The 16,928-nt window shown below is 66.6% G+C and carries 4 protein-coding genes; 2 read left to right on the forward strand and 2 right to left on the reverse strand.

Annotated elements, in window-relative coordinates:
• Nucleotides 1-661 precede the first annotated feature (661 nt).
• A complete protein-coding gene (locus ASB57_RS31170) occupies nt 662-13,786 on the forward strand; it encodes an autotransporter-associated beta strand repeat-containing protein (RefSeq protein ID WP_156414249.1) in 13,125 nt (4,374 codons plus the stop codon).
• Nucleotides 13,787-14,182: 396 nt separating this feature from the next.
• Here ASB57_RS31170 and ASB57_RS23130 read toward each other — a convergent pair whose 3' ends face one another.
• Both ASB57_RS23130 and ASB57_RS23135 read right to left on the reverse strand, forming a co-directional pair.
• A complete protein-coding gene (locus ASB57_RS23130) occupies nt 14,183-14,506 on the reverse strand; it encodes a DUF4148 domain-containing protein (RefSeq protein ID WP_057654324.1) in 324 nt (107 codons plus the stop codon).
• Nucleotides 14,507-14,845: 339 nt separating this feature from the next.
• Nucleotides 14,846-15,604 carry a DUF4239 domain-containing protein gene (locus ASB57_RS23135; protein ID WP_057654325.1) on the reverse strand — a complete coding sequence of 253 codons (759 nt, stop codon included), beginning with the start codon at nt 15,602-15,604 and terminating at the stop codon, nt 14,846-14,848.
• Between the two features lie 312 nt (nt 15,605-15,916).
• Between ASB57_RS23135 and ASB57_RS23140 the strand changes: the two genes are divergently transcribed.
• Complete coding sequence (locus ASB57_RS23140; protein ID WP_057654326.1) at nt 15,917-16,909, forward strand: XdhC family protein; 993 nt, start codon at nt 15,917-15,919, stop codon at nt 16,907-16,909.
• Nucleotides 16,910-16,928 lie beyond the last annotated feature (19 nt).

Raw genomic sequence — 16,928 nt, forward strand, 5'->3', positions numbered from 1 at the left:
ATCCTGTCTGGATTGCTCGGGGTGTCTCTTTGTCGTTCCCCATGAGTTGAATTCTGCGCCCGTGGAGACCTCGGATAAACCCTGGGAAGGGGAAATCACTTGTGCATCAAACGATGTAATGGATTTTTATATCGTCCATTAGTGATCATTTTGGGCTAAATAAATATCTGCAAGATTTCGCCAGTGGCGTTGTTGGTCACAGCAGGAAAACGTAATTTTTTATTAGCCCAACAGTCGAAAAATTGCGACTGCCTGGGCGATTGACGCCACACTTTCTCCATTATTTACTCCTCTGCTATTTCGAGCGTCCCCGATTTTTCCGGTCTTTTTCGAAGAAATACGGAACAAGTCGGCGACATCGAGGCAAATTTGCGCCGCGCCGCAAAAATTGCAACAAAAGTCTTTCCAAATCGAATGTCAAAAGTGTTCGACGAATTATTTTGCAACATCTAGCCGAAAGTTGTATCTCGATTCATCTCTGCCGTATGGGAATGTCAGTCCAGGTTAATAAGTAGCAGCATTACGACACACAGACGTAATCCAATGCTGTAGGCGTCGTGGTGCCTGAAGTGCCGGGGCGGTCCATGGGGACTGCAACGGGAGTCCTGCCAGTGGAGGAGACGCTGCGCGGCGGGATGCCTCACGATTCCTGGAGTAGCAGATGAGTTCGGTTCGTCAGAAAGCCCGTTCGCGTTCCCGTGTCGTTCCGAACTATGTCTGGCGCTTGCTGGGCGTCTTGATGGCCACGCCGACCGCCACATGGGCTGCGTGCACGACCAGTGGCGTGAGCATCGTCTGCAATACCGCGGCGAACCCATTGGCGCCAGCGGTCAGCAGCGCATTGAACGGTGTCACGCTCAACGTCGGCTCCGGCGGCACGGTGTCGCAGCTGCTCCTTGGGCCGGCTGTAACCCTGAGCGGGAACAACGCCACGGTGATCAACAACGGCGTGATCGACCCCTCTCTTGGCAGCATCCTGCAGTTGGGCGCGAGTGGCGTGGTGCTGGGAAATGCCGTCGGCGGCAATGTTGCCCTGACCAACGCCGGGACCATACGCGGCAGCGGCGTGGATCTGCTGGGCGGCCTGGTATCCCTGAATCTCCTCAATGGCACGTCGGTCGTGGCACAGGCCAACAGTGCCGGCTCGATCAATATCAACAACAGCGGGCTCATCGCCGGCCCGTCCAACGGTACCGTCAACGTCGCCCTTCTGCCGGCCAACCCGTCCATCATCGCCTACGGTGGCGCGCCCATCACGGTGACCAACACCGGCACCATCGTCGGCCGCGTGGCTTTGGGCACCTCGGCCGCGGGCAACCGCATGGTCAATGCCGGTACTGTCGACGGGGGCGTGAACCTGGGCATCAACAGCGCGAATACCTTCACGGCGGTGACGGGTTCGCAGGTCGTCAATACCGGCACCATCGCCAACGTCGCCATCGGCGACCTTCTGAGCATAGGCGTCAGCTTCGCCGCGCCTGGCATCGTCGACGGCGGCGCCGGCGGCAACAACACCCTGGTCCTGCAGAACTCCGCCACGGGCAGTGGCAGCGGCACCACCGGTGTCGGCACCGCCAGCTCGGCGACTTACCGCAACTTCCAGAACCTGGTCATCAACAGCGGTACGTGGAACGTGACCGGCCCGCTGGCGACGACATCCACGGCGCTCAACGGCGGCGCGCTGCTGTTGAACGACGGCACGGTCTTCGGCACCGGCCAGGTGTCGGCCAATGGCGGCGCGCTGATCGCCAATGTCGCCAACGTCAGCTTGAGTAACGCCTTCAATCTGGGCACGCCCGGCGGACTGAGCGTACTGGGCAACAACAACCTGGCCCTCAACGGCGCGCTGGCGGGCAACGGCGGATTGATCAAGAGCGGCCAGGGCACGCTGACCTTGGGCGGCGCCAACGGCTACCTGGGCGGCACCACGCTGGTCGGCGGCACCTTGGCGCTCGGCAATGCCGGCGCGCTGGGGACGGGCGCCCTGACCGTAAGCGGCCCGGGCACGCTGCAGAACAACAGCGCGATGACCGTCGGCAACCTGGTGACCTTGAACGGTGACCTGGCCATCGTCAACGCCACCGACCTTGCGCTGACCAACACCATCTCCGGCGCGGGCGCCTTGACCAAGACCGGCGCGGGTACGCTGACCTTGTCCGGCGCCAACACCTACGGCGGTGGCACCGCGCTGGGTGGCGGGGGTGTCATCGTCGGCAACAACACCGCGCTGGGCACCGGCACGGTGACCGTCAACGCGCCGACCACGCTGCAATCCAGCGCGGCGGTGGGCTTGTCGAACATCGTGATCCTGAACGGTCCAGCGAATACGTTGACGGTCGGGGGCGCCAACGATCTGGCGTTGAACGGCTCGGTCAACGGCTCCGGCCGCCTGATCAAGACCGGCGCCGGCACCTTGACCCTGGGCGGCGCCAACAACTACAGCGGCGGCACCACCCTGTCCGGCGGTACGGTCAACCTGGCCAGCCCGACGTCTTTCGGGACGGGCGCCATCACCGTCAACGCCGCCACCACGCTGAACAGCCTGGGCGGTCTTGGCATCGGCAACGCCGTTACCCTGACCACTGCCCCGTTGACAGTGACCGGGCCCAACGCGCTGGCCTTGAACGGCGCGGTGGGCGGCACCGGATCGCTGGTGAAAAACGGCACCGGCAGCCTGACCCTGGGCGCGACGAACAATTATTCGGGCGGCACCGTGTTGAACGCCGGCACCTTGGTGGCCGGCGCCAGCGGCGCGCTGGGCAGCGGCGCCTTGACCGTGGGCGGCACGGCCACCCTGGACAACGCGGCCGCGGTGGCCCTGGTGAATGCCGTGCAGTTGAACGGCGCGCTGAGCGTCGCGGGCACCAACGACCTGACCTTGAGCGGCAACCTGCAAGGCGTGGGGCAGTTGACCAAGAACGGCGCTGCCAATCTGACATTGAGCGGCGCCAACAACGTCAACAGCGGCGGCGTGTTGCTGAACGCCGGCACGTTGACCCTGGGTAATGGCGGTGCACTGGGCAGCGGCCTGCTGACCGTGGGCGGCAACGCCACCCTGGCGGCACCCAATGCGACCGTGGCCAACGGCATTCGCCTGGGCACGGGCACGACCCTGGGCATCGCGACAGGCGGGGGCACGACCACCTTGACGGGCGCCGGCGGCATCACGGGCGCCGGCGGCCTGGCCTTGAACGACGCCGGCACCTTGGTTGTGGCCGGTAATAACGCCTATCAGGGCGGCACGACGTTGAACGCCGGCCGGCTGGTCCTGGGCAGCGACACGGCTTTGGGCAGCGGCGCGCTGACCGTGGCCGGCGCCGCCACGCTCGACGCGACAGCGGCGCGGCAATTGGCCAATAACGTCAATCTGGGCGCGGCGCTGACGGTCGACAACACCAACACCATCAATCTGGGCGGTAACGTCACGGGTGCCGGCACCCTGGTGAAGAACAACACGGGGCTGCTGCAGCTGACCGGCACGGGCAATGCCTACGGCGGCCTGGTCATCAACGCCGGCACGGTGCAGGCATCCTCGGCCACGCTGGGCGCGAATGTGCAGAACAACGCGAACCTGGCCTTCCTGCAGAACGCGGCCGGCACGTATGCGGGCAACATCAGCGGGAACGGCAGCGTGGACGTCAACGGCACCGCCTTGCTGACACTGAGCGGCGTGAACACCTTCACGGGCGGCTTGAATGTGCTGACGGGCGCGCTTGAAACGCGCGGCGGCCAGGCCCTGTCCGATGCGCTCGCGGTCAATGTGGCCAGCGGCGCGGAACTGCGCATCACCGACAGCGAAGCCTTGGGCACCCTGGCGGGCACCGGCGCCGTCAACGTCGGCACGGGCGCGACCTTGCGCCTGGGCGACAGCGGCGCCACCGGCACCTTCGGCGGCGCGCTGGGCGGCACGGGTTCCATCGTCAAGGGCGGTAGCGGATCGCTGGTCCTGACTGGCGCCAGCAGCAATACGGGCGCGCTGGGCGTGGAAGGCGGCCGCCTGCAAGTCGACGGCTCGCTGCAGAACAGCGCGGTCAACGTGGGCGCCGGCGCGACGCTGGCTGGCGCGGGCAGCATCCTCGGTCCGGTGACCGTGGCCAACAACGGCATCCTGTCGGCCACGCAGGGCCAGACGTTGACCCTGGGCGGCCTGGCGCTGAACGACAGTTCGAAGGTCAACGTCACGCTCGGAGCACCCACGCAGCAGGCCTTGGTGCAGGTCAACGGCAACCTGACCCTGGACGGCCAGTTGAACGTCACCGACGCCGGCTCGGGTTCCAGCCTGGGCCAGTTCGGACTCGGCAGCTATCGCATCTTCGGCTACACCGGCGTGCTGGTGGACAACGGCATCACCATCGGCAACACCCCCGCGGGCTTCACCCCGGACACGCTGACCGTGCAGACGGGCATCAGCAACCAGGTCAATCTGGTGGTGGGCGGTGGCGACAACAGCGTCCTGTTCTGGAACGGGAGCACTACCGCGCCTAACGGCACTGTCGCCGGCGGCGCGGGTACGTGGCAGGCGGGCACCGGCAACTGGACCAATGCGCAAGCGCAGGCCGCTTTCCCCTGGGATAACAACACGCCGCGGTTCGCGGTTTTCAGCGGCACCGGCGGCGCGGTCACCGTGGCCGGTGCGCAGAACATCACTGGCCTGCAGATCGCGGCCAACGGCTACACGATAGGCGGCGATGCCTTGAACCTGGCCGCCGGCACCGACGTGATCCGCGTCGACACCGGCGTCACCGGTACCATCAACTCGGTGCTTGCCGGCAACGCCGCGCTGCAGAAGCGCGACTTCGGCACTCTGGTCCTGGGTGGCGCGAATACCTACACGGGCGGCACCACCGTCAGCGAAGGCGTCCTGCAAGTGAGTTCGGACGCGAACCTCGGTGTCGCGGGCAGCGCGGTGGCGCTGGATGGCGGCACCTTGCGCATCGCCGGCACCGGCTACACCGGGACCACGCGCGCCATCAGCGTGGGCAGCGGCGGCACGCTGGACATCGACGCGGCAGCCAACACGTTCACCTTGGGGCAGAACCTGACCGGGGGCGGCCGGCTGACCAAGGCCGGCGCCGGCACGTTGGCGCTCAACGGCGACAACAGCGCGCTGGCCGGCATCGACTTGAGCGCCGGCCGCCTGACTGCCGGTAGCGCGACCGCTCTGGGCGCGGGCCCGCTGAACGTGACCGGGTCGGCGGCGCTGGACAGCAGCAGCAGCGGGCTCGCCTTGGGCAATAACGTGACGATCGCCGACGGGGCGACGTTGACCAACACCGGCAGCAACGACCTGATCCTGAATGGCGTCATCGCCGGCGGCGCGGCCAACACCGGCAGCCTGGCCAAGCAAGGCGCGAGCACCTTGACCTTGAACGGCGCCAACACTTACGGCGGCGGCACCACGCTGGCGGCTGGCGCCATCGTGCTGGGTAACGACGGCGCGCTGGGCACCGGCGCTTTGAACGTCACCGGCGCGGGTCAGTTGCTGACCAGCGGTACACGCGTATTGGGTAATGACATCACGCTCGCCAACGCCGCCTTGACGACGGGCGGGACCGATGATGTGACCTTGAACGGAACGATCAGCGGGGCCGGCTCCTTGATCAAGACCGGCACGGACCGCCTGACGCTCAATGGCACCAACACCTACACCGGCGGCACGACGCTGCAAGCCGGAACGCTGGGACTGGGTAACAACGGCGCGCTCGGCGCGGGGGCTTTGTCCGTGACGGGGAACGCGGCGCTCGACAGCGCCGGCGCGTTGGCCTTGACCAACAATATCGCCGTGATCAACGCGGGCACCAACCTTACCGTGGCGCAGACCAACGATGCGGCGCTGTCCGGCGTCATCAGCGGTGATGGCGGCCTGGTGCTGGGCGGCAATCACACGTTGACCTTGAGCGGCATAAATACGTATGGCGGCGACACGACCCTGACGGGCGGCACGCTGTTGCTGGCGGCGGATGCGGCACTGGGCAGCAATGGCAACGCGCCGACCGTGGGCAGCCTGATCGTCACCGGGCCCGCCGCGATCGGTGGCACGGCCACCGGTACCGACCTATCCATCAGCAACACCATCCAGCTCGGCGACACGCTGACGGTTACCGGCCCGAAAAACGTCGCGCTCAACGGCACCGTCAATGGCGCGGGTGGCTTGATCAAGGATGCCTCGGCCACGACGCTGACCATTGGCGCCGTCAACGGCTACACCGGCGGGACCACGCTGCAAGGCGGTACCTTGCAGCTGCTCAATGGCGCTGCCTTGGGCACTGGCGGGCTGGCCATCACCGGCGATGCCACGCTGCGCAACGGCATCACCGGCATCCCCGGCGGCGCGCTCGTCGTGGCCAACGACGTCGCGCTTGGGGCGGCCCTGGCGGTCGACGGCAATGGCGGACCTTTGACCTTGAACGGCGTGCTGTCCGGCGGCGGCACGCTGCTGACGGCAGCGGGCACCGACCTTACGCTGAACGGTCAAAACACGTATTCCGGCGGTACGCAGATCGGCGGCGGCACGCTGACGCTGGGCAATGACGGTGCCTTGGGCTCCGGCGGCCTGACGGTAGCCGGTACCAGCACGCTGGTCGGCGCCGCGCCCCTGACCGTGGCGAATGCCGTGCAGCTGGACGCACTGCTCAACGTCGACACCGCGCAAGCGGTCACCTTGAACGGCAATATCGCCGGCGCGGGTGGCGTCACGCAACTGGGCACGGGCACGTTGACCTTGAACGGCACCAACACGTATGGCGGCGGCACGACCCTGAACGGCGGCACGCTGGTGGTGGGCAACAGCGCGGCGCTGGGCACTGGCGCCTTGAACGTCGCCGTGTCCAGCACCCTGGACAACGGTGTCGCCACCGCACTGCAGAACGATGTCGTGCTGGGCGGTCCGGCCGGCACGAACCTGACGGTCGCGGGCAACAACAATCTTGAACTCGACGGCGACATAAGCGGCGCCGGCGGCCTGATCAAGAACGGCGCCACCGGACTGATCCTCGCGGGCAACAACGACTTCACTGGTGGCGTGGCGCTCAATGGCGGCGCGCTGACCCTGGGGTCGGGCACGGCGCTGGGTACTGGCGCGCTGACGGTCAACAACGCAGGGACGATCAACAGCACCAGCACGCTGCTGGCGACCAACGCCATCACGCTGAATACCGGCAGCACCCTGACGGTCAATGGCGCGAACGATCTGGGCCTTGGCGGTGTCATCTCGGGCGACGGCGCGCTGATCAAGCAGGATGGCGGCACCTTGGCCCTCATCGGCGCCAACACCTACACGGGCGGCACGCAGTTGCAGGGCGGCACCCTGGTGGGTAGCGCGACCAGCTTCGGCACCGGCGGCATCGCCACCAATGCGGGCACACAACTGACGTTCCAGCAGGACACCGACGGCACCTATGGCGGCGCCCTGAGTGGCGGCGGCAATGTGGAAAAAACCGGCGCCGGCATCCTGACCCTGAACGGCGCCAACAGCCTTACGGGCGGCACGGTGGGCGTGGCCAGCGGCACGCTGGTGGCGCAAGGCGGCCAGGCTCTGACCGGCGCGGGACTGGTGCGCGTGGACACCGGCGCAACCTTGCAGCTGGACGGCAGCGAGTCCATCGGCACGCTGGCCGGCGGTGGCCAGGTGGCCGTGCAGAGCCCCGCCATTTTGGCCTTGGGCGCCAACACCGACAGCAGCTTTGACGGCGTGCTCACGGGCACCGGCGGCTTGAGCAAAATCGGTACCGGCACGCTGGCCTTGAATGGCGCAAGCACCTTGTCCGGCAACACCGACATCAACGCTGGCACGCTCGCGCTTAATGGCACGCTGGAAAGCGGCGCCATCATCGTGCACAACGGCGGTACGCTGTCCGGCAACGGACAGGCCACCGGCGCGGTCCTGGTGGAAGACCTGGGCCACCTCAACGTCAACGCCATCAATGGCGGCCTTTCTGTAGGCTCCTTGACCTTGAGCCAGGATTCCCAGATCGACGCGGGCCTCGGTTCGGCCAGCACCAGCGGCTTGATCAACGTGGCCGGCGACGTGGCGCTGAACGGCAAGCTCAACGTGACGGACGTGGGCGGCTTCGGCACGGGTGTCTATCGCATCATCAATTACGGCGGCGCCAGTACCGGCACGGGTACGCTGACCTTGGGCAGCTTGCCCACCGGCGTTGATCCGTCCAACCTGACCCTGCAGACCGTGATCGCTGGCCAGGTCAACCTGCTGAATCAGAATTCGCCTAACGAAATCCAGTTCTGGGATGGCGGCAACGTCACCAGCGACGGCACGATCGCGGGCGGCACCGGCACCTGGGGCGGCGCCGGCGGCAATACCAACTGGACCGATGCCAACGGCGCCACCAACGCGGCGTGGGGCAGTCAGTTCGCCGTCTTCCAGAACGGTCCGACGACGACCGGCCCCTCTGTCGTCACGGTGTCGGGTCAGCAGACCATTACCGGCATGCAGTTCGCGTCCGACGGCTACACCCTGACCACGGATGGCACCGGCGCGCTGGTGGCCAACAACAGCATCGCCACTGGTGCTGCCGACAACGTCGGCATACGCGTCGAGCCGGGGCTGACGGCCACCATCGACACCCCCATCACGGGGGCCGGCACGATCGCCAAGCGCGATACGGGCACCTTGATATTGGGCGGGGCCAATACCTACACCGGCGGTACGCGCCTGGAAGGCGGCGTGGTGCAGATCGGCGCCGACCAGAACCTGGGCGCCGACGGCACCTACGTGGCCTTCGATGGCGGCACCTTGAGCATTACCGGCACCGCCATGACCCAGCTTGGCAGTACCACGGCCAATCGACCGGTAACCCTGGAGGCGGGCGGCGGCACCTTCGACATCGTCGATCCCGCGGCCAGCGTCACTGTCGGCGGCGTCATCGATGGCGCGGGCGCCTTGGGCAAGACGGGCACCGGGACCCTGGTGCTGGCGGGCGCCAATACCTACACGGGCGGCACGCAGCTGACCGGGGGCGAACTGCAGGTCACCAACGCCGGCGCCCTGGGCACCGGAACGTTGACCGCCGCGGGCGGCACCACCCTGTCCAACACCGCGCCGCTGACCCTCACCAACACGGTCGACCTGCAAGGCAACGTGACGGTCGCCACCGCCACGCCATTGACCTTGAGCGGGACCGTGAACGGCAGCGGCGGCATCACGAAGACGGGCGCCGCAGACCTGACCTTGACCGCGCCCAACACCTATCAGGGCAATACCAATCTGAATGAAGGCGGCATCATCGTTGGCGGCAACAGTGCCCTCGGTACCGGCACTCTGGTCGCGGCCGACGGCACGCAAATCGACGCCGCCGCGGGCGGCGCCACGGTCGCCAACAACGTCACCCTGGGCGGCATCATGACGGTGCGCGGCACCAACGACCTCGTACTCGCGGGTTCTATCGGTGGCGACCCGGGGGCCGGTGGCACCGTAGGCCTGGTGAAGGACGGTCCGGCGACCTTGACGTTGACGGGCCCCAATGGCTACGCGGGCACCACGCAACTGAATGGCGGCACCTTGGTGGTCGCCAGCAATACGGCCTTGGGCACCAGCACCCTGATCACGGGCGCCGGTACGGCCCTGGACAGCACGCAGGCCGTGGTGCTGGCCAACGCGGTGCAGCTGGATGGCTCGACCGCGATCGTGGGCAGCAACGACATCACGCTGGCAGGGACGGTCGGTGGCGCCGGCACCCTGGTCAAGAATGGCCCCGCCACCCTGACTCTGACGGGCACCAATGGCTACACGGGCGGCACCGCCTTGAATGCAGGTGCGCTGATCGTCGGCAACGACGCGGCGCTTGGCACGGGGCCGCTGGTCACGGCCGATGGCACGTCCTTGAGCAGCCAAGGCACTGTCACCTTGGCCAACAACGTCACCACCAACGGCGCGCTGGCCATCCCGGAAAGCGCTGCGCTGACCTTGAACGGCACGGTGGATGGCGCGGGTTCGTTGAACATGAGCGGCCCCGGCACGTTGACGCTCAACGGGACCAACACCTACACCGGCGGCACCAGCCTGGCCGGCGGTACGGTGGTCGCGGGCAACGATAGCGCCCTGGGTACGGGTCCGGTTTCGGTGAATGCCGACAGCACCTTGCAGACCGCCCCGGCGGTGACCTTGGGCAATGCGGTCGCCCTGAACAGCGGCACGTTGACCGTCGCGACTCCCACCGCTGGCGATACGACGACCCTGAACGGCGCCATCACCGGCGGCGGCGCGCTGACCAAGACCGGCGACGGCACGCTGACGCTCGGTGGCACCAACAGCTACTCCGGCGGCACCACGGTCGCAGGCGGCACCTTGCAAGGAACGACCAGCAGCCTGCAAGGCAATATCGCGACGGGCGTGGGTACGACGGTCGCGTTCGACCAGACCACCGACGGCACATTCAACGGCAGCATTGGCGGCGCGGGCGCACTGGTCAAGGATGGCAGCGGCGCGGTGACCTTGAACGGCGCCAACAGCTATACCGGCGGCACCACGGTCGCCGCCGGGACCTTGATCGGCGACAGCGCCAGCCTGCAAGGCAACATCGCCAACAGCGGCACGGTGGTGTTCAACCAGGTCGGCGATGGCGACTATAACGGCAGCATCACGGGTACCGGTACCCTGATCAAGCAGGGCGGCGCGGCGCTGACCCTGAACGGCAACAACCAGGTCGGCGGCGGCACCACCGTGTCGCAGGGCAGCCTGGTGGTGGACGGCACCTTGTCCGGCGGACCGGTGAATGTGGACGCGGGGGCTTCCCTGGGCGGCTCCGGCACCGTGACGTCGGCGGTGAGGCTGGGCGATAACGCACGCCTGGTGGCGGGCACGCCATCGAATCCGATCTCCTTCGCCGGCGATCTGACCTTGTCCAACGCCACGCAGCTGGACTTCACGCTGGGCTCGCCGAATACGCCGACCACGGCGGTGACGGTAGGGGGCGCGCTGGTCGCCGATGGCGTGCTCAACGTTGCGAACGCCGGCAGCCTGGGCACGGGCGTCTATCGCCTGTTCCGCTCCAATCTGGCGCTGACCAATAACGACATCGTCCTTGGCAGTCTGCCGACGGGCTTCACCGCCGACAACTTCACCTTGCAGCCTGGCGCGCAGCAGATCAACCTGCTGGTGGAAACCACGCCGGGCGAAATCCAGTTCTGGAACGGCAGCAAGACCCTGGCCGATGGCCAGATCTCGGGCGGCACCGGTACGTGGGGCACCGCCACCAACTGGACCGACGCGGCGGGCTCGACCAGCCAGACCTGGAACGATCGCTATGCCGCCTTCGCCGGTGTCGGCGGCACGGTCACCGTGGATGGCGCGAAGACGGTCACCGGTCTGCAGTTCCTGTCGGACGGCTACACCCTGACGGGCGGCGCGGGCGCGGAAATCGCCCTCAGCCAGGCCGCCACGCCGATACGCGTGGACGCCGGTGCGACCGCGACCATAGGCGTGCCCTTGACCGGCACGGGCGGACTGTCGAAGGAAAACGGCGGCACGTTGGTGCTGACGTCGCCCAACACCTATACCGGCGGCACCACGGTGGCGAGCGGCACCTTGCAGGTCAGCGCCGACAATCAGCTGGGCGACGCGGCCGGCGGGGTCAACCTGAACGGCGGTACCCTGGCGATTGCCGATGCGGCGTATGCCACGACCAATCGCAACGTCACTCTGGGCGCGGCGGGTGGCGATATCTCGGTGGTGGCCGCGGGCCAGGACTTCACCCTGGGCCAGGCCCTGACGGGTAGCGGCGCGTTGACCAAGAGCGGGGCCGGCACGCTGGTTCTCGCCAGCGGCAGCAACTACAGCGGCGGCACCAATGTCACGGGCGGCACCCTGGCCGGTGACAGCAGCAGCCTGCAAGGCAGCATCAACAGTTCCACCGGCACCACCGTGCGCTTCGACCAGAACGCAGATGGCAGCTTCAACGGCAACCTGGCGGGTGGCGCACAGCTGGTCAAGAACGGCACGGGTGCCTTGACACTGACCCAGCCCAATACCTACACGGGCGGGACGCAGATCAACACAGGCACCTTGATCGGCGACACCAGCAGCCTGCAAGGCAGCATCGTCGACAACGCCAGCCTGGTATTCAACCAGACCACGGACGGCACGTTCAACGGCACGCTGTCGGGCACGGGGACGTTGACCAAGCAAGGCGCGGGCACGTTGACGGCAAGCGGCTCGAATCCGTTCACCGGCAGCGTCGTGGTGGCCGAGGGCACGCTGGCCCTGGGTACCGCGGCGGCACCCGCGAACCTGCCGGCATCGGTACAGGTCAATTCGGGCGCCGGGCTGGCGGGCGCGGGTCGCATCCTGAGCCTGGTCAACGCGGGTACCGTCGCGACGGCGCCGGCGCAAAGCCTGCAGGTGGCCGGCAACTTCACCAACACGCCCTCGGGTACCGTGCAGGTGAACCTGGGACCGCCGGCGGCAGGCGCCGTCAACGTGGCGGGTACCGCCACCCTGGACGGTACGCTGCAGGTGGCCAACGGCTTCCAGTACACCGGCACCAACAGCTACGCCGTGATCACGGCCGCGCAAGGCGTGCAAGGGACGTTCGCCACCGCGGCCTTGCCCGACCTGGCGTTCCTGGACTCTTCGGTCAGCTACGATCCCAACAACGTCTACGTCAACTTCGCGCGTAACCAGACCGACTTCGGCGAGCTCGCCCAGACGCCCAACGAAGCGGCCGTGGCCGAAGCCTTGCAGGGCATATCGACGTCGTCGCCGCTGTATGCCAGCGTGGTGGGCCTGTCCCGTGAAAATGCGCCCAAGGCTTTCCGCCAGTTGTCCGGCGACAGCCATGCCAGCTTGCCTTCGGCCTTGATCAGCAGCGCGGAAACCATCCGCACCATGCCGATGAGCCGCTTGCGGGACAGCCTGTACAGCGACACCAACCAGAACGGCAAGCCCTGCGCGGACGACCGTTCGCCGCAGAGCGCCGCGTCGCTGTCGTGCCGCCGCAATGTGTGGGCGGACGTCATCGGCAACTGGCAGCATCAGGATGGTGGCGGCAACGCGCCCAGCTACAAGCAGGACACCAGCGGGGTGCTGGTGGGCGGCGATGTCGACGTGCATGACGGCTGGCGTGTCGGTGCGGCCTTCGGGTATCAGGACAGCAACATCAAGCAGGACAGCCGTAATGCGCGCGCCGATGTCGACAGCTACAGCCTGACGCTGTTTGGCGGCAAGTCCTTCGCCCTGCAGAATGGCAACGCCTTGAATGTGTTGGGGGGGATGGCTTATTCCTGGCAGGATCTGCGCACGCGTCGCAACGTGCAGATCGGTTCGGAAAACCAGAACCTTAAGGCCAACTACTCGGGCAACACCACGCAGATATTCGGCGAGGTCGGTTATTCGATTCCGTTGACGTCGTCGGTGTCGGTGGAGCCCTTCGCCGGCCTGGCTTACGCGGACCAGCGTATGCGCGGGTTCTCCGAAGATGGCGGCTCGGCGGCTTTGCACGGCGACAGCGATCGGAATCACGTCACCACCAGCACCGTGGGCGTGCGTGGGCGCCTCAATACCGAGATCGCCGGCCAGCCGGCGCGGCTGCGCGCATCCCTGGGATGGCGCCATGCGATGGGTGGGGTAGATCCGGAACGCACCATGGCCTTCGATACGGGCCCGGCCTTCACGGTGCAGGGCGCGCCGATCGCGCGTAATGCGCTGGTCGGGGAAGTGGGGGCGGAGATGGCGATTTCGCGGTCGGCGACGCTGGGCGTGAGCTACAGCGGTCAGTTCGGCGACGGCAATCGGCAGAACGCCGGCTTCGTGAATGTGAAGTGGTCGTTCTGAGCTGAATAAACCATGGCCCCGCGCAAGGGGGGGCAGAGCGGGGCCATGGGTACTGCGGGTACTGCACTACGGGTACTGCGTACTGCCGATACTTCTCTTCGTGCTACTTCGACTACAGGTAAAGCGACTACAGATAAAGCAACTTCGTACAACGGGTATTGCGAGTACTGCAGGTGATGCCACTACTTGGTGCTTCCACTTCATGCTGCTACTACGGGTACTACAACAACAATTACTACGTACTGCTTCGAGAGGACTTCCAGAACTGCACCCGCCTCTCGCCGGGTAACCCGCCAGGCCAGCATGCCTGGCGAGCCGGACTTCAATTCTTGCAGGCTAGCCCGCGAGGCTGCCTGTCGAGTTCTTGACTGCGGTCACGCGATGCGTGATGGCTGATCAGCCTTGGAACGGTACGTTGTTCAGATCGCCGAACGCGGTGGCGCCGGGGGTCTTGGCAGCTTCGTCGGCGACTTGGGCACGCGACACGTTCGATTCGGCTTGCGCGGCGAAGGGAGCGTTGTCGATGTCACCGAAGGCGACGATGCCTTGGGTCTTGGCTTGTTCCAGTTCGGCCTGGATCTGGGCGCGGCTGGTCGAGCTGTCGGCTTGGCCGTAGGTACCTTGGAAAGGCACGTTGTCGACGTCACCACGGGGGGTGGCGGCTTGAGCGGCACCGATCAGGGCAAACGAAACAATCAGCGAGGTGGCGATGGTCTTCATGGCAGTTCTCCTAGTCCTATTTCAGTGGGAGCAGACCTGATCGGGTAATTCCGGGGAGGTCTGTTGCTGTTCCCGATGACTGAATTCTGCGCTTGTGAGGACTAGGGATAAACCCCGATATGCCGAAATGACTATTCCATATTTATGGGTAATCTATTTGATTTGCTTATCTAGGCGATAGAGTGTGCCTAACCCCGTCCCCGGGGAGGGGGATGCGCGCCTGCGGCGCGCATCGTTTGCGAAAGCCCAGCTTCTGCTGAGGCGGTCAGGCTCAGCGTCGGGGGCGCGTCGCGGCCCGGGCTCCGACAGCCGTCACGCAGGCGCGGGTGAGCGGCGGCCCTATTTCAAGCGGGCGACGGCGTCCTGGAGGGGGGCGAGGGAGATGTGGATGATGCCGTCGAGGGGTTGGCCCATTTCCAGGATCAGGAAGACGGCGCCGGCGGCGGACAGGGCGCACAGGACGATGCCGCAGATCACCACGGGATTGGGCGGGGACGTCAGCCCGAAGGCCAGAAAGATGACGGCCAGCCATAGCAGCAGCACTACCAGCAAGGGCGCCGATAGCGTGCCCTCCCGCTGCATCAGCACCAGCCAGCGCGTGGCCACGATGGCGCCCTGCAGCTTCACGGCCTCGTCGCGGATCTGCCGCTGCGCATCGCTGTGGACCGGCAAGCCCATCAAGCGAACCTGATAATCCCCCAGCCGATGCAGACGGTCTTGCCCCGCCAGCAGCGCGGTCTCGTCCTGGCGGCTGGTGGCGAGCAGGTCGACCACCTCGGCATAGTCGCCGATGATTTCCAGCCGCAGCGCACGAGCGTCCGGCCCATAAGCCTGCAGCATCCGATCGAGCTGAAGAAAGTTGATCGCGTTATGCACCAGCTCGTTGTTCACCGTATCCAGCGTGCTCTTCGACGACGACACCAGCAGCCCCAGCACCAGCGCCGCCAGCGTCGCGATCAGTCCGGTCACCATCTTGACCGCGTTCATCGACGGCTTCTCCAGATGCCGCGCCGGCTGAATCTTCCTCAGGGCCATGCCGATGAGGGCGCACAAGGAAACCAGCGCGAATACGCCCAGCGCGATGAAGATATGCGTCATGACTCTCCCTTGGCCAGCCCGCCACGGCGGCCGGCAACTTTCTCCCAAGCGTCCAGCATAGGGACAGCAGGTGGCGCATGGCTCCGTCGCGGGCCCGCCGTTTTTGGCCTATTCCAAAGCGCGCCGTAATGGATTGCAAAGGGATGAAACGCCAGCCCGATCCGCCGCCATCGACGGTCCGCGCCGGCTCCGGTAAAGTGCCTGCACGGCCGGGCACGCCGGATGCCTGGGCCCCACGCCATGGCCGGGCCACGTGTGGTTTGTGGCGCCGGCGTCGACCAGACTCACAAGGGCAAGGAAAGACACATCATCATGGATTCCCTGGATACCGAGGTCTTGCGTCAGGCGCGCGATTGGGTCGCCGCCGGCCATTCCGTGCATTTACTCACCGTGGCGCAGACCTGGGGCTCGGCCCCCCGCCAGGCCGGCGCCATGGCGGCGCTGCGTGCTGACGGCAGGCTGATCGGTTCGGTATCCGGCGGCTGTGTCGAAGATGACCTGATGGAGCGAGCCCGCCAGTCAGCCTTGCCGGACCGGCCGGAGCGCATCACTTACGGCATCACGTCCGACGAAGCGGCCCGCTTCGGCCTGCCTTGCGGCGGCACCCTGCGCCTGGTGGTCGAGCCCGTGCGCGACACCACGTGGCTGGACCCGGTGCTGGCGAACATCGCCAGCCACGCTCTGACCCTGCGCACCGTCGATCTGCAGACCGGCGCCTGTAGCCTGGCGCCCGCCGGTCCGCTGGACGGGCCGGATTTCGACGGTCGTACGCTGCGCGCCGTCTATGGCCCGCGTTGGCGCCTGCTGATCATCGGCGCCAACCAGACCGGCCGCGCCCTGGCCAATATCGCGGTCAGCCTGGATTTCCATGTGCTGGTGTGCGATCCGCGCGAGGAATTCCACGCCGGCTGGGACATGCCCGGCGTGACCCTGCTGACCTCCATGCCCGATGACGCCGTGGGCGACATCGGCACCGATGGACGTACCGCCATCGTCGCCCTGACCCATGACCCCAAGCTGGACGACATGGTGCTGCTGGAAGCCTTGAAATCGCCCGCGTTCTACGTGGGCGCGCTGGGCTCCGGGCCCAGCCAGGCCAGGCGCCGCGAACGTTTACGCATGTTCGATCTGAGCGAGGAAGAAATCGACCGTCTGCACGGGCCGGTGGGTTTGCGTATCGCCAGCCGCACGCCGGCCGAGATCGCCGTGGCCATCGCGGGTGAACTGATCTGGGTGCGCAATACCGCCGGCGGTGCCGCGGCCTGCGCCCCGCATGCGCCGAACGCCACGCGGCAGCAGCCATAACGCCATCACGACACAGCGG

This window comes from Bordetella sp. N, from assembly GCF_001433395.1.
Lineage (GTDB): Bacteria > Pseudomonadota > Gammaproteobacteria > Burkholderiales > Burkholderiaceae_B > Bordetella_C.

What these genes read in the sequence shown, in the direction of transcription:
- ASB57_RS23130 (WP_057654324.1), bottom strand. Translation starts at nt 14,506, where the DNA reads ATGAAGACCATCGCCACCTCGCTGATTGTTTCGTTTGCCCTGATCGGT.
- ASB57_RS31170 (WP_156414249.1), top strand. Translation starts at nt 662, where the DNA reads ATGAGTTCGGTTCGTCAGAAAGCCCGTTCGCGTTCCCGTGTCGTTCCG.
- ASB57_RS23135 (WP_057654325.1), bottom strand. Translation starts at nt 15,604, where the DNA reads ATGACGCATATCTTCATCGCGCTGGGCGTATTCGCGCTGGTTTCCTTG.
- ASB57_RS23140 (WP_057654326.1), top strand. Translation starts at nt 15,917, where the DNA reads ATGGATTCCCTGGATACCGAGGTCTTGCGTCAGGCGCGCGATTGGGTC.